Annotated in this window: 17 protein-coding genes; 4 read left to right on the forward strand and 13 right to left on the reverse strand. The window is 43.9% G+C overall.

The genetic code is table 11. The features are described 5' to 3' along the window. Nucleotides 1-29: 29 nt before the first annotated feature. The 4 genes from LEP1GSC050_RS07835 to LEP1GSC050_RS07850 form a co-directional block, all read right to left on the reverse strand. Entirely contained in the window at nucleotides 30-698 is a 669-nt protein-coding gene (locus LEP1GSC050_RS07835) for an LIC11874 family lipoprotein (protein WP_010570685.1), read from the reverse strand. 86 nt (nucleotides 699-784) lie between these two features. Then, nucleotides 785-2,146 carry an ammonium transporter gene (locus LEP1GSC050_RS07840; protein WP_020987264.1) on the reverse strand — a complete coding sequence of 454 codons (1,362 nt, stop codon included), beginning with the start codon at nucleotides 2,144-2,146 and terminating at the stop codon, nucleotides 785-787. 53 nt (nucleotides 2,147-2,199) lie between these two features. Then, on the reverse strand, nucleotides 2,200-4,053 hold the full coding sequence (locus LEP1GSC050_RS07845) for a SpoIIE family protein phosphatase (RefSeq protein ID WP_040911531.1): 1,854 nt from the start codon (nucleotides 4,051-4,053) through the stop codon (nucleotides 2,200-2,202). Between the two features lie 221 nt (nucleotides 4,054-4,274). Continuing rightward, on the reverse strand, nucleotides 4,275-5,507 hold the full coding sequence (locus LEP1GSC050_RS07850) for an alpha/beta fold hydrolase (protein ID WP_010570688.1): 1,233 nt from the start codon (nucleotides 5,505-5,507) through the stop codon (nucleotides 4,275-4,277). A gap of 105 nt (nucleotides 5,508-5,612) precedes the next feature. Between LEP1GSC050_RS07850 and LEP1GSC050_RS07855 the strand changes: the two genes are divergently transcribed. Then, complete coding sequence (locus tag LEP1GSC050_RS07855) at nucleotides 5,613-6,047, forward strand: hypothetical protein (RefSeq protein ID WP_010570689.1); 435 nt, start codon at nucleotides 5,613-5,615, stop codon at nucleotides 6,045-6,047. An 8-nt stretch (nucleotides 6,048-6,055) separates the two neighbouring features. On the opposite strand, the gene LEP1GSC050_RS07860 is transcribed toward LEP1GSC050_RS07855, so the two are convergent. From LEP1GSC050_RS07860 to LEP1GSC050_RS07880, 5 genes are all read right to left on the reverse strand, one after another. Further along, a complete protein-coding gene (locus LEP1GSC050_RS07860; RefSeq protein WP_010570690.1) occupies nucleotides 6,056-7,606 on the reverse strand; it encodes a glycerol kinase 5 in 1,551 nt (516 codons plus the stop codon). Nucleotides 7,607-7,809: 203 nt separating this feature from the next. Next, nucleotides 7,810-8,235 (reverse strand): host attachment protein, encoded by a 426-nt coding sequence (locus tag LEP1GSC050_RS07865; protein ID WP_010570691.1) that lies wholly within the window; start codon nucleotides 8,233-8,235, stop codon nucleotides 7,810-7,812. Nucleotides 8,236-9,059: 824 nt separating this feature from the next. Then, a complete protein-coding gene (locus LEP1GSC050_RS07870; RefSeq protein WP_020987568.1) occupies nucleotides 9,060-9,488 on the reverse strand; it encodes a DoxX family protein in 429 nt (142 codons plus the stop codon). Nucleotides 9,489-9,611: 123 nt separating this feature from the next. After that, entirely contained in the window at nucleotides 9,612-10,268 is a 657-nt protein-coding gene (locus tag LEP1GSC050_RS07875; protein WP_020987464.1) for an MORN repeat-containing protein, read from the reverse strand. A 65-nt stretch (nucleotides 10,269-10,333) separates the two neighbouring features. Further along, complete coding sequence (locus tag LEP1GSC050_RS07880; protein ID WP_020987295.1) at nucleotides 10,334-11,566, reverse strand: metallophosphoesterase; 1,233 nt, start codon at nucleotides 11,564-11,566, stop codon at nucleotides 10,334-10,336. 148 nt (nucleotides 11,567-11,714) lie between these two features. Between LEP1GSC050_RS07880 and LEP1GSC050_RS07885 the strand changes: the two genes are divergently transcribed. Further along, entirely contained in the window at nucleotides 11,715-13,478 is a 1,764-nt protein-coding gene (locus LEP1GSC050_RS07885; protein ID WP_010570696.1) for a GAF domain-containing SpoIIE family protein phosphatase, read from the forward strand. On the opposite strand, the gene LEP1GSC050_RS07890 is transcribed toward LEP1GSC050_RS07885, so the two are convergent. After that, a complete protein-coding gene (locus LEP1GSC050_RS07890; RefSeq protein ID WP_010570697.1) occupies nucleotides 13,475-14,620 on the reverse strand; it encodes a M14 family metallopeptidase in 1,146 nt (381 codons plus the stop codon). The genes LEP1GSC050_RS07885 and LEP1GSC050_RS07890 overlap by 4 nt on opposite strands. Nucleotides 14,621-14,999: 379 nt before the next feature. Between LEP1GSC050_RS07890 and LEP1GSC050_RS07900 the strand changes: the two genes are divergently transcribed. Beyond that, nucleotides 15,000-15,284 carry an LIC10816 family protein gene (locus tag LEP1GSC050_RS07900; protein ID WP_010414189.1) on the forward strand — a complete coding sequence of 95 codons (285 nt, stop codon included), beginning with the start codon at nucleotides 15,000-15,002 and terminating at the stop codon, nucleotides 15,282-15,284. 97 nt (nucleotides 15,285-15,381) lie between these two features. Then, nucleotides 15,382-16,074, forward strand: coding sequence for a DsbA family protein (locus tag LEP1GSC050_RS07905; RefSeq protein WP_010570699.1), 693 nt, complete (start codon nucleotides 15,382-15,384; stop codon nucleotides 16,072-16,074). Nucleotides 16,075-16,147: 73 nt separating this feature from the next. On the opposite strand, the gene LEP1GSC050_RS07910 is transcribed toward LEP1GSC050_RS07905, so the two are convergent. The 3 genes from LEP1GSC050_RS07910 to LEP1GSC050_RS07920 all read right to left on the reverse strand — a co-directional run bounded on the left by LEP1GSC050_RS07910 (nucleotide 16,148) and on the right by LEP1GSC050_RS07920 (nucleotide 18,529). Further along, complete coding sequence (locus tag LEP1GSC050_RS07910; protein WP_010570700.1) at nucleotides 16,148-17,014, reverse strand: hypothetical protein; 867 nt, start codon at nucleotides 17,012-17,014, stop codon at nucleotides 16,148-16,150. 17 nt (nucleotides 17,015-17,031) lie between these two features. After that, entirely contained in the window at nucleotides 17,032-17,406 is a 375-nt protein-coding gene (locus LEP1GSC050_RS07915) for a hypothetical protein (RefSeq protein WP_010570701.1), read from the reverse strand. A 100-nt stretch (nucleotides 17,407-17,506) separates the two neighbouring features. Continuing rightward, nucleotides 17,507-18,529 (reverse strand): zinc-dependent alcohol dehydrogenase, encoded by a 1,023-nt coding sequence (locus LEP1GSC050_RS07920; RefSeq protein WP_010570702.1) that lies wholly within the window; start codon nucleotides 18,527-18,529, stop codon nucleotides 17,507-17,509. Nucleotides 18,530-18,532: the final 3 nt, after the last annotated feature.

An 18,532-nucleotide genomic window follows, 5' to 3' on the forward strand; every position in this document is an offset into this window, starting at 1 on the left:
CGATCTCCGCGGGACTCTATTACAATCACTTAATAAACTAGAGTGATCCTATAATCCCAGGATTTGTTTCCCGATTTTTCTATCGTATCCGATAACGGGAGTCTGTAGCTTAAACGACCCAGGTTCACTTCTCCCCGATTGGAGGTACAGATCGAAGTAATCGGGAAATTCACGCGGAAGAGCATCGAGCTAGTTCGGATTAATCTCAGCGTCTCGCTAAACACCTTCTTTTCCCCGTCCATTTGCATTGAATCCGCAGAACGACTGATGGAAGGAAATTCGCGTTTAATATAGATCGTCCTGGCTTTTTCCTTCTTAATCTGAACGTTTCCGATCAGAATTCCTTCGATCTGAGTCACATCCGCAAATTCAACCTTATACGTTACTTTCGCCTTTTCGCGGAATGCGCCCGGTTCAGCTTCGGGACTTTCCAACTTCTGAAAAGTATAATCTTTTAATACTACGCTTTTGGAAAAAAAGCCTTTATTCAATCGGCTTAGAATCTCGTCACGACGAGTCGGAAGGAATTTTATCAAAGATTCGTCCGACTTCTTTTTAGTAGGAACGATGTAAGTAACCTCAAGGACTCCAGAAAGATCCGGGTTGATTGTGAGGATTTCTTCATAATCGAAGCAGCCCGTAAATAGAAGGCAGAAGATCGGAATGAAGCGTTTTAAGGGAAGTTTTCCCAAAGTCATACCTTCATTCGGGAGGAAGGCGCGGATTCCGTCAACGGGAAAAGACCGCCCCCGCAGGGCAAATACGGAGGCTTTTCGTTTTTAGATTATTTAGAAATCGGATACGCCTCGTTACCGTGCTCGAGAATATCCAAACCTTGAATTTCCTCGTCTTCGGAGACTCGGAGACCGATCGTATATTTCAGAGCAATGAAGAGCAAAGAGGAAGCGCCAAAAGCCCAGACGAAAGCCATAAGAGCTCCGGTGAATTGAACTATCACAGGATCAAATCCGCCACCGAAAAAGAACCCGTTAATTCCGCCGTAAGCTTCCTCGGCAAACAAGCCGGCGGCAATGGTTCCCCATACACCGCAAACTCCATGGACGGAAACCGCACCAACCGGATCGTCGATCTTGATTTTATCGAAAAATAGAACGCTGAATACGACTAATACGCCTGCGACTAAACCGATAATTACTGCGGAAGAAATGCTGACATTCGCACAAGGAGAAGTAATCGCTACGAGACCGGCAAGCGCACCGTTTAAGGTTAATCCTATGTCCGGCTTCTTGAAAATAACCCAAGTAGTGGTCATGGCCGCGATCGCACCTGCAGCCGCCGCAAAGTTTGTGGTAACCGCGATGATTGCAAAAAGTCCGCCCGTAACCGAAGTGGTGGAACCCGGATTGAATCCGAACCAACCCAACCATAAAATAAATACGCCTAACGCGGCGATGGTCATGTTATGTCCTAGAATCGGGACAACCTTTCCGTCTTGGTATTTCCCGATACGAGGACCGAGAACGAGAGCACCGGCGAGACCCGCCCAACCACCGACGGAGTGAACTACTGTAGAACCTGCAAAATCGATAAAGCCTTTGCCTTCTAAATATCCTTTATTCAAACCGAATAGACCGGCCCATGCAGTCGAACCGAAAACCGGATAAATAACCGCAGATATTACGATGGAAAAGATAACGTACGCAATAAACTTAGTCCTCTCAGCCATAGCTCCGGAAACAATCGTAGCTGCAGTTCCAGCGAACACTAATTGAAAGATAAAGAATGTGAAACTACCTGCATCCGGTTTGCCTCCTTTAACGATCAAGCCGTCAGCAACTCCCGGGGTTCCGATCCCAAAACCTGCAAGAAGCTGAGGTCCGAACATTATGGAAAATCCGATCAGCCAATAAGCGAGAGAGCCTAATGCAAAATCCATAAAGTTCTTCATAAGAATATTTACCGTATTCTTTGCACGAGTGAAACCGGCTTCGACCAACGCAAAACCGGCCTGCATAAAGTAAACAAGGAACGCTGCGATCGCGGTCCATAGCCAGTTTGTCTCCGTTCTCAGTGTCGTGATCATTGTGTTTAGCGCTGCATTATCCGGAGGAGCGGCTTGGGCGGTTCCATCAGCCCAAAGTCCGCTCGCGGTAAGCGCGAGTATTAGTATTGCCATTATGCGCATATTGTTTTAAGTCTCCTTTTTCTCTCTAAAAATCATTCCTGCCAGCACTTCGATTAAACGGCTGCGCGTTTTTCTTCCATTGATTCTTCCGCCCCTTTTCTACGAACGAGTTCTTCCAATTTCTTCAGAGAAATTTTAAGATATTCGTTCGTGGGAGCGCTCTTCATACCTTGTTGAAGAACTTTGATCGCTTTGGGGGTTTCGTTCTCTTTCAAATAACAACGAGCCAATCGAAGGCTCGACTTAGCGTACGTATGGTCGATCGCCAACGATCTCTTTAACGCTTTTTTTGCCTCCGGAATATTGCCTAATTCATAATATGCTCTACCTAGTAAGTATTGAATATGCTCCGACTCTTCTCCGCTAGTCCGGATGTATTTCTCCAGAAACTGAACGCTCTTTTCAAAGTTCCTATCCCTATAATACATCTTACCGAGTAAAACCAAACTATCCTTGAGCGATTCATCCATTGAAAAAACCTCTAAGGCTTTTTCATACGCCATCTGGTCCTTCTTGGCCTTAGCAGCAGCCTTCGCTAATGAAAGCATCGTTTTAGCTTTTCCTAATTCCGGATTGCATTGGAGCGCCAATAAGGAAACATCGTCTCCCGTTCTCACGTCGCCTTTATATCTCTTAAACCTTCCGATTAAGGAACCGACTAAATCGCCGATAAAGATCTTATCTCTCTGTTCTTCGATCGTGGCTTTTTCCTGGCGAATCCATTCAATGAACCTTTGATTCCCGAGTTCCTGACGTTGATCGTTCTTTTGTTCGACGATCCCGTCTGTCGGAAGAAATAGGATATCGCCGGGTAATATCCGGCCGTGTTTTTCCTCAAAATTACTGCGTTCCACTTCGAAGATTCCCAATGGAACGCCTGCCGTGTCCAATTCTTCGACCCGTCCGGTAGAATTATGAAAATGAAGCATTTTTTGATGGGCTGCGTTCACATAAGAATACGTATAATCGCTATAAACTTTCAGAACAAATGCGGTAAAATAAGTTCCGTCAGGAAGTTGCGGCCTAACCGATTCTCCCAATTCGGTTAACATTTCACCCAAACCCATACCGAGAGAGGTGCATCTTTGAAATTGGTAGTGAATGGACATGGTGACCAGCGCTGCAGGAATTCCATGGCCAGATACGTCCACGATGATTGCGGTAATGGAGTTCCCCTGGCGGACCACGTTAAAATAGTCTCCGGAAACTTCAGTCATCGGCTCGTAGTGAGTTCCGAAATGCAGACCGTTCCACGGGAGAATATTCGTTTCCACGATTTGACTTTGAACGTTGCGGCCCATCCGCATATCCCATTCCAATTGTTTTAGGATCTGGGCCTCTCTCTCATTAGCATGTACGAGCCCTTGGATTAAACGAACACTCGTAATTGCAAGCGCCAGTTGCGATCCTAATGCTTCCAGAATTTCCAAGTCGTCTTCTCGATAAAAGAATTCCGTATTACATTCCACTGCAATGGTACCGAGGCAATCTTCCTTATATATAATGGGCACGCACATGACGGCACGCGTAGTCTCCCCTTCGTCGATGTATTCCTGGTGATGACTTAGATCCTGAATGAGCAAAGGCATCCTGGTTTTAAATGTAAAACCGGAATATCCTTCGTCCTGAGTTAGTTTACGGCGCGGCGGCTCCGTTTCTTGTATAAAGCGCGACGGCACGAGAAACTTGTCTTTCCACATGCGAAGGGTCGTATTATCGCACTCAAAGATATCTTTGCACAAACTGATTACGATATCGTAAAGATCCTCCTCCTTGTCTGCGTTTGCAAATTCCTTACTGATATACAAAAGGATATCTATCTTGTTCTTCTCCGTTAATCCTCCGACGACCTTCCTCGCTCCACGAAAATTAACTACCTTTCTCTGCCCAAATTTGAGTTCTATCATGTTCGACCCTCTACGAATCGGATTTTTCGAAGATTCGCTTGGTTCTTTTTGAACAATATGCAATTAGCGTACCAAGTCGTCAATTACGCATATATTGCCTATTTGATAGGTATATTTTATTAAAATGCACATAAAATAAGCACTCCCTATTTATATTTAGAAAGAGAAATGGTTATTAAAGAGAAAGGATGTTGATATTTAAGGAAGAATGAATCTCAGCTTTATCGAAATTTTTGAAATTTCATCCGCAAATTTCGCCGAATTTTTCCTATCCAGCCTATTTTTTTTCGAGTTCCGTACGATCGAAGGAATGTTTCGATCTTCGGAAAGAGATCATCTTCCGCTTTTTCGGCTAACATAAGACAGCCATGACCATAATCCTCGGATGCCCCATTTTCCTTCGAGATAACCAAAAATTCCTTAATTTTGGCTCCTGCTCGATCATATACGAATTTCACGGATTCCGGAGTTGCAATCGCATCTTTTAACCCGGCGACAAACAAGCTTGGGACTGTGATTTCCTTCTGCAATTCAATATAATCGTAGAAGCCGTTTAAGGAAATCATCCGCCTTGTTTCAATCCAAGACATGAGTTGTTCGATGACACCTTCGCTGATATTCTCGATCGCGTTTTTCATCACTTTTTTAACCGTCTTAGGTTTGGTTGCCTTCGGGTTATACAGAATCTCATCTATCGGAGTAAAAATTTCTCCCGCAATCGGTGCGAGCATCGATGCACCGAATTTTAGATCCAAAACACGACGCGCTCGAGGAAATCGAGAAAGTAATCCGATCAGACTCAATCCTAAATGGTTCAGATTTCCCGGTCCACCAAGCGAAACGAACGCTGCTATTTTTTCCTTATCCGATTTATCGCAAATCCCGAAGAAAGCGTAAAGTATCATGGCTCCCATGGAATGACCTATCCAACTTGCTCTTTGACTTCCCGTTAGGTCGATAACTTTCGCAATGATTGCAGGAACGTCGTATTTTGCCATATCATCAAAGGTAAAATCTTCATATCCGCTTCGACTCTCGTGAAACGAAGAACCCGCTCCGCGCAACGAAATCGAGAATACTTCGTATCCTCTTAACTTTAAAAAATAGGGAAGCGAATGCCGCTTATCCAAATCGATTACATACTTATTCGTAGCAATTCCGTGCACAACGATTACGGGGGCTAATTCCGGATTAGGCTGCGGAGGAATATGTCTATGCATCGCGATATTCCAACCGTCCTTTGTACGTGCGAAGTGAACTTCGTCCGCGATATCTTCCTGACCGTACAAACGGGAAATCCAATCCAAAAGGAAAGGATAGGAGATTAAAATCGCGATCAAGAAAAGGGAAAAAAGTATTGCGAGAGACGAGGCAAACACTGCGAATGCGACGATGGCCAAAAAGGTAGTCACCAGATAAAGCGGGCCTCTGCGGTTTTTTAAAATTGCAATCACGATCCGAAAGCTTCTCCGGCAAAAAACGAAGTGTCAAGTCTTCCCGAACATGCTTGCCCTGAATTTTCGTGCGGATATAATGGCAACGGATTGTTTTTCCGACTCATGGATCGCAAGTTAGATTACAAATTTTACCGTTCTCCCTCCGGCTGGTATACCATGGTGATTCCAGGTCATTGGCAGCAAATCGTGATCGAAGGAATTCCTGCCTTCTTTGAAGAAAATGGCGCGGGCGCAATGCAAGTCTATGCGTTCGAAAATAAGGACGGAAGTTTCAACGCAGAAGAAGAATTAGAGCGATATTTGGCGACCCACGGTATCGTATACGAAGCCGATAAGGCTGCATTTTTCGAGAACAACGAGGGTGGAAAAATCATCGCCTGCGAATTCTTAAAGGAAGACGGAAGACATTGGATGGTCTATCTAGTCGCCGCGAAAAATAAAATGATTCTCGTGACGTATAACGGGGACGAAGAACCCACCGAAGAATTGGCGGAACATCTTACCGCGGTCGTCAGTTCCATTCGAGTCATCGAATAAAAATCTTCTTATTCGATTTTCAGGGTTGCATCGACCGCTTTTTTCCAGCGAATGAGTTTCGCGTTTCGTACGGACTCGTTCATTTTGGGCAGAAATACTTTGTACCCCTTTTGCAGGGCCTTTAATTCAGCTTCGTTCTTCCAAAAACCTGAAGCAAGGCCGGCGATGTAGGCTGCACCCGTCGCTGTCATATCAGGTTCGGGCGCTCTTTTAACTTCCACTCGGCAAAAATCGGCAAGACATTGAAGTAGAATATCCGATTGCGATACTCCTCCGTCCACCATGATGGCACTAACCGGGACCTTCGTATCTTCTTTGATCCCTTCCAGGATTTCGTATAACGATAAGGCGATACCTTCCAAGACGGCTCTTGCAACGTGTCGTCGATGTGTAGCCAGGGACAACCCGAAAACGGAGGCTTTTGCCCTCGGATTAAAATGAGGAAAGCGCATACCTGCTGCGGTCGGAACGAATACGACTCCCTCGGTATCTTCAGTTTGGGATGCTAGGTCGTTTAACACTTTTGGAGTATCTGAAAGACCGATTCCTTTTCCCAGCCAATCGATCAAGGTTCCCGCAGTCCCGATATATCCTTCCAGCATATATTTCGGTTTTCCGTTTAGCTGCCACGCGACTAAAGGAAAGAGTCCCCTCTTCGAAATCTTTGGTTTATCTCCCATATTCATATCTACAAAAGCCCCGGAACCTTGAGAGATTTTTACGCCACCTTTTTCAAAGCAACAATGTCCGTAGAGGGCCGCCATCTGATCTCCGATAACTGCATGAATCGGAATTGTCGAACCCCCGAATAGGGAAGGATCGGTAACGCCGAAGTCGGCTCCGGTATCTTTCACTTCGGGAAAAATCTTAGTAGGAATTCCGAAAATTAAACAAAGAGGGGCATTCCATTGCAGTTGAAAGGGGTTGAACATTCCTGTGACTGTCGCGTTGGACGCATCGGTTATATGTATTTTTCCCTTCGTTAGTTTATAAACAAACCAAGTATCCAGAGTACCGAAAAGAATTTCGCCTTTCTTAGCTCTTACAAGCAACTCCGGATGAGTATCGAACACCCATTTCAATCGAACGGAGGCGTGATCGGTCGTAAATTTAAGTAGATAGGTCGCGATCATCATCGGATGTCTAGTGATTGCGCCGGCAATTCTGGAAACGAACTGGATGGTCTTCCAGAATTTATTCGCATTCATTTCGTCGGCTGTATTTACGGCTCTTACGTCCGCCCAGCTGATCAACTTGGTCAAAGGTTTACCCGTTTGCTTATCCCAAAGAAGAAAAGAGCCCCGTTGGTTACATATTCCGATGGCCGCGATATTTGACGGTTGAAATTGCTTTTTTTTGAGAGCCTTTCCTACGACCGATAATAAAGCCTTCCAAAGAATATCAGGATCGTGTTCGAGAGCGCCGGGAGATTTTAAGATGGGAGGAGTTTTTTCATATTGGCGTTCAACGATTCTACCTTTTTTATCGAACAGAATCGCCCTAATTCCGCTCCCACCGCTGTCGATTGAGAGAATGAATTTTTCTTTAGGTACAGCCATTAGAAACTTCCTTTCTTTTTTCGGGAAGAATCTCGGACAACAACATCTCGTCAATGAAGGTTTTTATGATGAATGAAAATTGTACTGAAAGGAGCTGTAGTGGGCAGCATGTTATTGGGATCACCGTCCTTGGAATCTTTTACTATAGATGAATCCTTAGACGGCGATCTTTAAATATCAACATCAACCTAAGTTTTAGAACTTTAGGCAAGCACACTCCTTAAATGTCCGAGTAGGCCGGACTCTTTTATATGAACAATATCCTTCGGCATCTTATGATAGATTTTCTCCCTCGATTTATCATCCAATTTGCCGAGTATCATTCCCATGAAACCCGGTTCGGAAATTAAAATAAAATTGGAAAAGGAGTCCTTTTTCCTTTCTAAATTTACGAAATCCGAAAGTTTTCCGGCAAAAGCTTCCGCCACCTTTTTCTTCGGTTCGTGTTCTGAAGAGAAATCGAAATCTGATCTAGATCCATGTCCGGATCCGGTAACTAATTCAGAATTCCGGAGACGGCCGTCCGGATTTTCCATAAATTGAACCAGCTTAAGTCCTTGAGAGGGTCCTTGATATTCGAATATTTTCGCTTCGCTTCGGTTCGCAACCACCACCCACTTTTTTTTCATAAGCTTTCCTCCTGTAAACGAAACAATTCTCCTTCTTTTGGAAGGTGAAATAGCTCCATAGTTTTATACTAAGCCGAAGAGCTGTTCAATAACTTTTCCCGTTTGAAGCAAGATATTAAAATCAAACATATTTAGAGAAACGGACGATCTGAGAACGTTAGTATATCATATTTCTATTGATTTCAAGTCTGATTGGCAGAGCCAATTTCACCCACCAGCCCGGAAACAAAAATTGACTTTCATGGGAATTTTCTACGTCGTGTGCTCGGAGAACTCCTTGGTATAAACGTTGCATCGCTTATGAAAAATGCTTCGCAGCTTGTCGACGGCATACTTTCGTAGTTTCCTTTTCTAATTTTGAGTTATATTCTCAAGATTAGAGATTCCTTTTATTTCCGGGCTGATGCTGTAATTCCGTCTTACTCCCTTTCTTGCTTTTCATTAGCGTTGAGTCCCCACCCTTCCTGGGCGGGGGCCGGAGCGAAGCGGCGGTACCCGCCTCCATTTCACAAAATCTCTATTATTACAATCTTTATTATCGAATAAACACCTGTAGGAGGTCCTACATGGGACTCGCGGATTACTCAGAAGTGTGGTGCATAGGAGAAGTCCCCACCCTTCCTGGGCGGGGGCCGGAGCGAAGCGGCGGTACCCGCCTCCATTTCACAAAATCTCTATTATTGCAATCTTTATTATCGAATGGGCACCTGTAGGAGGTCCTACATACTATCGAAATAAAGCATAACTGTCCCTCGAGTCGATTTAATCAGATCGAACCGAAGAAAAAAATTTCTGTCGAAGGAAAATCTTGTTTTTCTAAATTACTAAACGCTTCTATGCGTTTCGATATAGAAGTCTGCCGAAATTCTTCCGGAACCGTATAAAGAAAAATGCAATAAAAGCAAAAGTATCATACTGGCATACGGGAGGTTGGAGCCTGCGGATACGAAACCTTCTTTCGAGTGGATAAATAAAACCGCGCCGACTAGCACGGGCAATTGTAAGATGGCGGAAAATCTAGTCAGTAGTCCGGCAAAAAGAAGAATACCGCCGCAAATATGGGCGATCACAATATAATGAGCCATCAAAGTGGACGCAAACGGCGCATTATGCAATTCCATTAATCGAATTAGAGCCTCAGTGTCTGAAAGAAATAAAAGGCCTTTGTATAGCAACACTCCGCCTAAGTACATCCGAACGATATCGATCCACCAATCCCTATGCTCATCTAACCAATGATTTACTCTTTCCATAAGAACCCCCAAACATCGCCGATGATTGTATTCCTGATCGAAAGAAAAGCAAGGGTTAACTAAAAAAAGCGATTCTATAACGAACGATCAATTAAACTACGAGTTAATTGATCGAAAAAGGGCTTATTTGCAAAGAACCTTACGATTTTCTAATCTGCATTTATACGTTTTACCGCTTTTGTGATATTGTCCGCTTCCGTTTCCTTCCTCCGAAAAGCGACCATTAAAGACACCGCCGTCCCGAAACGTATAGGTACCCTGGCCCGATTTTAAATCTCGCGACCAATTTCCCTCATATTTATCGCCGTCCGAATAAGCAAGTATTCCCCAGCCTTCCCTCTGCTCATTTGCAAAACGACCGAAATAGACATCTCTCGATTCGTACACGTAGATTCCCTCCCCATGTTTGCAATTTCCTCGTTTGCAACCGGAACCTTTCTTCGAAAAGGAATATAAGTCGGGAGCAGAGTTACTAGGGCTCACTTTCTTTTCCAAAGGTTTCCCTTGTGCATCTTCGTCGAAGTATTCCCTCGAAGATAAATCCGGATCGAGCTCTCGATCGTCCGCCTTCTTCTTTGGTTTCAATCGTTCGATTTCCGAATTAGTTTTAGGCTTGGGTTTCCCGCATGCAGTTAAGAATGCTATGCCCGGAATGAGAAAAAAAATAAGAACAAACGGCGGGAAAAAGGAAAAAAACCTACGATTCAAACGTTCGGATTCTTTTCCTTTTATAAAATTACCTTTGCAACGGACTAGAACTAGAGACTCAGTCCCTTTCATCGCCTCTCCTTTAAAATTAACTGTAAAGAATTGCAGGAGAGAAGTTTGTCAAATCCAAATCGCGATCAGGCTCTTTCCAGTATGAGCAGAGTAATTTCCGAAGGAGCTCCGATTCGTAATGGCGGTCCCCAATAGCCGGTGCCGCGACTTACATATAATTGCGTTCCTTCCCATTTACTAAGACCGGCCACAAATTTTTGAAAAATATGAATCAATAGGTTACCTGGAAAATATTGTCCTCCATGAGTATGTCCTGAAAGCTGCAAATCGAACCCGGCTTTCGCCGCCTCAAAAATCGAGTTAGGTTGGTGAGCCAACAAAAGTTTAAAGTCGGCGCCTTCGATACCTATCGCAGCTCTCTCCGGATCTGTCCTATGATTGGGAATGACGGAATGAGCCTTATAGTCGGTTACTCCGGCAACTGCAATCGTTGCTCCCTTATGAGCTATGAGTTTATTCTGGTTTAAAAGAACATTGACGCCCATTTCCTTAAGCTCGTGAATCCAAGCGATTGCGCCTGAATAGTATTCGTGGTTACCTGTTACAAAAAACGTTCCATATTTCGAGGAAAGATCTCTTAACGGAGTCGTATGCTCCCGCAACAAACTTACTGTGCCGTCTACAAGATCGCCGGTTATAGCGACTAGGTCGGCATCCAGCTCATTCGTTCTTCTCACGACACCCTCCAAAAATCCTTTCTTAATCGTGGGGCCGATATGTATGTCCGATAATTGAGCGATTTTAAAACCTTCCAGGCCCTCGGGTAGTCCGGGAACTTTGATAGAAACCTTTTTCAGCGCAGGACTCTTATGCGCCTGATAAAACCCAAAGACCGTTAGACCCCCGGTAAAACCTATAACTAAAAATGAAGCCAATCTTGAAAGAAAGTCTTTACGAGTCAGTTCAGCAGTAGAAAGGACCGAATCCGAGTCTGTTAACCCGCTTACGCCGGAACTGCTTTGTAGGATTCCGGATAATACTACCCAACCTTTCCAGGCTAACTTGCCCAAGTCATGAAAAACCACGAATGAAACTAGCAGTGTAAAAAATCCTAGACTGGTAAACGCGGCATAGGACCATAATTTTTGCCACTGGGTTTCGCGGTAAAATAGGCTTAGGAGATAGGCTGTCGGGGTCAGCAGAACAAATACTATGACTAGCAGCCAAAGAATCCCCTGTTGAACCGAATTCAGTTCAAACGGAGCACTCAATCTATTCACCGCATAGCTATACGCGAGAAAGAGAATAACCGTAAATACCCCGAGGAAAATATAAAATCTCTGCAATTCAAACTCCATGTTCATTTATCCGACCGAAAGACCTCGCCTTCTGTTCCGGAAAAACCGGAAAGCGGAAAGAAACTGAGGGCTTTCCTTCGGTTTTTGTCGATTTGAAAAACGACAATCGTTGACTTTGGGCCCGATCCGTGCCAGTCTGGGCGCATCTATGGTTCAGGTCGATTCCGAAGCTCGTAAATATCGAAGTTTGCTTAATACAAGTACGATTTTAAATGCAAACTTGGATCTTTACCAACTTCTTCCGCTTATTATGTTGTATTCGAAAGATCTTCTGGAAGCGGAAGCAAGCTCCCTATTCTTATTGGACGAAAAAGATGGATTCCTATATTGCGAAGTCGCATTAGGGGAAAAAGGGGAAATCATTCAAAAATACGCTCGATTAGAGCCGGGACAAGGAATCGCTGGTTGGGTGGCCCAGGAAAAAAAACCGATTCTGTTAGAAGATGCGTATACGGACACACGTTTTAATCCTTCCCTAGATCAAAAAACGGGATTTCGAACCAGATCCCTTGCCTGCGTCCCATTATTCGTTCAAGATCAAGTGATCGGAACGCTTGAAATTCTGAACAAATCAGGAAATAGAAGCTTCGACAATTCGGATATCGAAGTTCTTGCGTCTCTATCCGAAATTGCCGCGATCGCAATCAAAAACGCCAAGACTCATGAATCCCTAAAAAAAAGGATTCTAGAACTCTCATTATTATACGAATTCGAGAAACTCACGGTTGCGGAAAAGAGCATTCAGGAATTAGGAAATTGGCTTATTGATAAAGTTTTAGAATTCCTAGAAGCTAAAGCAGGAACGATCTATCTAGCTGATCCCACTCTGGAAGTTTTACGTATTTTGGCCGCAAGAGGAATCCCGGAAGACGCAATTCATTCTATCCAAGTACCCTATGGAGAAGGAGTTTCCGGCTGGGTGGCAAGGGAAAAGCAAAGTCTTCTAATTCAAAATCTGGACGAGGATCCGAGATATGATAAGAATGCAAAATATAAATTCGAAGCAAGTTCTTTAATCTCCGCTCCCTTATTGTATCGAGGAGAACTTCTCGGCGTGATTAGTGTGAATAATAAGTATTCGGGATACGCATTTACTCATGCGGATTTGGAAATGCTAGGAGCCATCGCAAACCGACTTAGCGTCACGATTCAAAATGCGAATCTATTCCATAAAGTAGTGGATAATGAACGTGAGCTCAAACGCGCCCGGGAAGTCATGGCCAAAATCCTTCCTTCCGCGTTGCCGTATGTTCCCGGCTTGGAATTCGGCGTTCAGCATATTCCCTTCGATAATGTGGGCGGAGACTTTTATAATGTCATAAAATTAGACGAACATAGAACTGCGGTCCTTATCGCGGACGTATCCGGGCACGGGTTGTCCGCATCGGTAGTGGCTGCAGTAATTCATACCGTCATGGAAACGTTCGAAGAAGAGACTTTATCCAGCCCGTCCAAGTTTTTTACCGCTCTAAACCACGCTTTATACAATAAGCTTGCGGGTAATTTCCTTACGTCTTTTTATGCAGTGGTTCATACGGGAACCGACACATTAGTTTATTCTAACGCAGGTCATAATCCGCCGATATTATATAGGAAGGAAGAAGGAACATCCTTACCTTTGGAAACGAAAGGTAAGTTAGTCGGAGTTATTCCCGATTTATTTTTTGAAGAATTTGTTACCTCTTTCAAACCGATGGATCGACTCGTTTTATATACGGACGGCATCACCGAGCATTCTAACGAAGATAGGAGTCGCCGTTATAGTGATGATCTGCTGACTCTTGCAATACGTTCCTTATCGCAAAGTTCCGCCAGCGAAGCCGCGCCGGGACTAGTAAAAGAATGCCGATCCTATTGTAGACGTTCCGATTTCGAAGACGATGTTACGTTGCTCATAGTCGATCGAGTTTAAATCTTAGAAAATCTGCGAATCGCCTCGGGAACAACGCCGAAGACCTGGTCCATTGCCGCCAATCTCCAATCTTCCCTGGTGGGATAAAACATCTCACGAAATTCGTTTCGTATTTTTTCAGCCGAGCGATCCGACTTTGATCCGTGTAAACGAATTCGATTTTCGCTGATCATTAAAAAACTGCCTTTGAGACCTCCGAGCATATTCAAATTTCCGAAAGTACCCATTTCGACCGTGATCGGAAATAGTTCCTTATCCTTTCCGAATAGCTTACCGAAAAAATCCGTAAAGTCACCCGAAGTCCTGTAAAAATCGTCTTCGGCTTCGCTTAATAAAAGCCCGAAATCGCCGAAAACTTTTCGTAAATTCTTGTCCTCTCTCGAACCGGCGGGAGCGTTCTGCATGAGACTTAAAGTATTGCGGGCCCCGTAACCCGTATGATAATCCAGGATCAGAATCTGTTCGTAATTCTTTAGGGTCTTTCGGAAATATTTTCTTAAGCGTCTCACGACGGGTTCCGGCTTCCTACCGCCGTAATAGATTCCTTCCGGGAACTCGTACTGGCCGTTAACCGCTGCATCGAGTACGTATTTTGCTCCGAATCGTGCAACTATCCCTGCAAAACGAATTACAAAAATAAGATATTCCCAAGTAATATAAGTAAATTTTTTCGCCGGATTTAAGAATGATTGAATCTTTCTATAACCTTTATTCTTGGCTTTTTTATGCAGCTTTTCCCGTTTAAGGGCAAAATTTCTATTCAAGTCCACATTTCTTTCGTTTACCCGGCGCATCTTTTTAAAGCCGTCAACGTTGATTCCGTGCAATATCAGGAAATCGGTGTTCTTAGGAGGAGAATAGGACGGGTTTTCGTTCAAAAGGAATTCTTCTATCCATCTTCTTTGAAAGGAAGAACCTGCGTATCCTTCTACTCCGTGAATGCCGGAACTCATGATCACGATTTTCTTGGGAGGATTCTTCTTGGATCCGATCAAATAGGAGTCGATATTTCCTCCTCCCTTGGGGATCTCCAGTATTTCGTGCTTAAAACGCGGAAAGGCCTTCTTTAAACCCCTGCGATAGGAAAGAAATGCCCTTTGGCAGGCTTCGTAAGTTTCCAAATAGTATGAAAGTAAATCCACGTTAAGGAAATTCTTTTGAAACGAAGGCAGGGGTCGAAAAGAATTTTTTCTAAAATGATTACGATTTGGTTAAGGATTACCCGCCCAGGGGATAAAAAGCTCTACTCGAAAGAGGAAAAGAAAGGTTCAATAAAAAAAATCGGAAAAAATTTTGCTTTTTTCACTAGAAAGTCTTTATCCCTTATTGAACATTTATTCGCTCGAAATGGAATAAATTAATTCTTTGAAGAAATATGATTAAACCGAATGTACTACGAATCATAACGATAATAAATCGCTCGTTATATTACATTCAATTTCCTTAAAATATTTTTTCCTTTTGCGGTAATAAACGAAAACCTATGCGTGTCTAACCTAGTACCTTAAGGAGGTATGAACCATGGATGCAGTCACCATTTTCGCTTTAGCGCTTTTGGCTGTTCCTGTGTTTGCCCGGTTCGCCCGAGTATCAAAGGACGCGATGAATCGCTATCACCTAATTGGATTGGGAGGTCTATTCCTGATCTTAGGCGAGGCTACGAAGATTACGGCAGTTAAAGTTACACCGATAGCTACCGTTCTTCCGATGATAGACATCGCAACCGCGATCCTAGCGTACGCGGGGGTACTATTCGGGGTGGTATGGCTATCGCTTTACTACGTCAAACACCCGAACGAAATTTAGAAAATCCTCCGAAACGAAAAAGAGATGGAGGCGGGACGAATGTCCCGCCTTTTTTATATCAATCGACTGGAAGATCGATTTCTTATCCGAGAAAATGATGGTCTTTCCGAAGATTCCATCTCATACCGGTCCTGTGGAACTCCTTCGACCTTCCGACAAGCGTTCCCTAATTTATGTGGCTGATCCGCTTTGTGCGTGGTCGTACGGATTCGGTCCGTCTATTCTTAAACTCAAAAGTAAATACGAGGACAAGATCGATTTTTCTTTAGTCTTGGGAGGATTGAAGTACGGCGTCGATGTCGAATCATTTATCCCCGAAATGACGGATCGTCTTCGGTATCTTTGGAAAGAAGTAGAAAGAGTCTCTGGACGCAAATTTCAATACGAAATTCTAAACCGAGAGGATCTAATATTCGATTCGGAACCGGCATGCCGCGCAGTAATTACGGCACAGCGACTAGCTCCTACTCTTGCCTTCGAATATTTGGATTCACTTTCTTTCAGCTTCCACGCTGGCGGAAAGGATCCTACTGATTTGAATACGTTTCTTTCTGTTGCCTCCGACTTATCTATTAATGAATCCGATTTCGAAGAACTCTACCAGAGGGAAGAAACGTCTCTCGAAACCAAAACCGATTTCAATTATGGATTTCTTTTGGGTGTAACCGGATTTCCAACGCTCGTATTCTCGGACGGTTTGGAGAGAGGAATACTCACGAAAGGATTTTTGCCATACGAAGAAGTTGAGTCGATCTTCACCGATTACTTTCGCTCTATCGGTCAATTTTAACTTTGAAAGTTTACGCGAACTATAATAGCCTTAACTGATACTCAAAAATTTTTGACCTATCCGACCGATTTATCTAAGGTTTTTTGCCTTCGGACGCTTCCGAAAGTTGATCGATAATAAACTGGATATCTTTCTCGTCCCCGATATAAAGTACCGTCAAAATATAATCTTTTGCATTCTCCTTCGAAACTTGCTTCGTTCGTACTAGACGCAATATCGCTTCGCTGGCCTTTTTAGAATATAACCTACGAAAGACTCCCAAAAGGATTCTGTCCGATTGTTGATCTTTGTTTAAATAACCGATTAAGAAATCTTCAAATTTCGGAAACGTCTTGTCGTTTAATGTTCCGACGAGCTTTTGCAAAGCGAGTCTCCTGATTTCGGCGTCTTCAGGATACTTATCAAGGATCGACTGGCTTAATTCGGGTTCATGATAGGCGTAAGAAGTAAGCCATTTTAAAATCGCAGCCCTATCATTTTCCGCGAGAGATTGCTGAATCGGTTTAACCTGCTTAATAGGCTCTTCTTCGATTCGGGCGCGATCCACGTTTCCATTTACGTCGAATGCGCTTCTAAAGAGTAAATCCCCCGAAAAAATCACCGGTGTGAGTAAGACCGAAAACGGGAGAAAGGCCATTCTAGTGACGTAACGATTCTCAGGCCTCGGCGTCCATAGAATGCTGATCGTGTCTTGATATGCGTTCGGAATACGCATGATCGGATGAACGATAAATAAATCCAGCAATCCGGCCAAAAGACCGACCGGAATATAGAAGGGAGCCGCGATAATTTTGGGAACCGGTTTTTCCGGAACGAGATGCTTTTCGACTCGAACTATAAGAGGAGTATTATTTCGATTAAAAATCGCGCAATTATATCCGAATATTATAATACACGAAAAAAATAATAAGATTCTCGCAACGACTAAAGACCGCTTCATATTCGACCAGCTCTTACTTAAAAATCGATTCCGCTTCGTCCTAAAAAATCGACCAGAAAGAAGACGGGACTTACGGCCAATTTGGGAAGAAACACGATGGTTTGAAAGACAACCCCTCCGGTTGGATCTTTCCAAATAACTTTGTAAGTGTCCTCAAGCGCATCCGGAATTACGCTGATCGGGTGAAGAACGAATGCATCCAGTAAAAGGGATAAGACACCGACCGGAATAAATATCGGAGCCAACGCTATCTGAGCCGGAGCGCTTTCCGGCGTAATCTTTTCATCCAAATAATTAGTCAGCGCTCGATTCTTCTTCTCGAATACGGCACAACCGGAGAGAAAAATCGAAAGGAGAAAAAAACAAGTGCTGTTGATAACGAACCGTTTCATCGAAAATCCGGAACTTTACGATGGTAATATAAAATCAATTTGTCCAGAAATTTTTTTCCTACACCCTCTGCATAAATTTCCGGATTTTCGAAGTTGGCCCCTATCGGACGACGATTAATTTGGTCTCTTCCTCCAGGAATGCTTCGGCCGCGTCTTTCCAGCTTACCTTTTTGGTAGTGACTTTGGAAGGATCAAACCCTTCCTCTTCCACTATACGCAACATCTCCGGAATCCATTCCCTGGATCGTACGCGACCGATACGGATAGATGCTCCATTATTATAAAGATCTAAATAAGGAATCGGCAAAGTATTCGTCCAAAAAATGGAGGCGGAACCGAAAATTCCGTCAATGTCGAGAGAACGCAAACCGCAGTCCCATCCTTCCGGACTTCCGCTAGCGTCCGCGACTATATCAAATTTTCCGAAACTTTTTGGAAATTTCGAGACTTGTTCCACTTTAGCTCCAACCGAAGCCGCCAAATCCAATCTTTTCTTGTTGCTATCTAAATAAACGATTTCGGCTGCGCCCATATGTTTAGCCAGAGCGGCGGTGTATAATCCGACGCTCGAAGCGAAACCTCCTAAAACTAAGATTCTGAGGTTCTTATTTTGATTCAGGAATATTCCCGCCAATTTCCAAGCCTCTAAGAGATTGTCATTGATGCTTGCAATTGCGGCAGGGTCAGTCTTGGATGAAAAAGGGACGAGCATTTCCTTCGCATAGGGAACTCCTACTAGATCGGATAAGGCACCTCCGAATTCCTTACCTCCCTTTCCCATGCCGTACGCGCTCGTATGCGCTACACTGGAACAGCTTTTAGATTGTCCGCTTTCACAATAATGACAATGACCGCAGGAGATCTGGAACGGGACTGCTACCTTGGTGCCGACTGGAAATAAATCGGTTATTTCGGGACTTGTCTGAACAACCTCTCCTACAAACTCGTGCCCGACCGGAAACGGAGGGCGTAATAATGTCTCTCCTCTTAGGATCGGTAGATCCAGGTCACAACGAGAAACTGCGAGCGGTTTAACCAAGGCCTGATTTTTACCCGTAATTTTCGGCTCAGGCACTTCCAACCATTCAAGGGTCCGTTTTTTGACAAATTGTAGTTGCTGCATGAC

Origin of the sequence: Leptospira broomii serovar Hurstbridge str. 5399 (genome assembly GCF_000243715.2) — a bacterium.
In the GTDB taxonomy this organism is placed as follows: domain Bacteria; phylum Spirochaetota; class Leptospiria; order Leptospirales; family Leptospiraceae; genus Leptospira_B; species Leptospira_B broomii.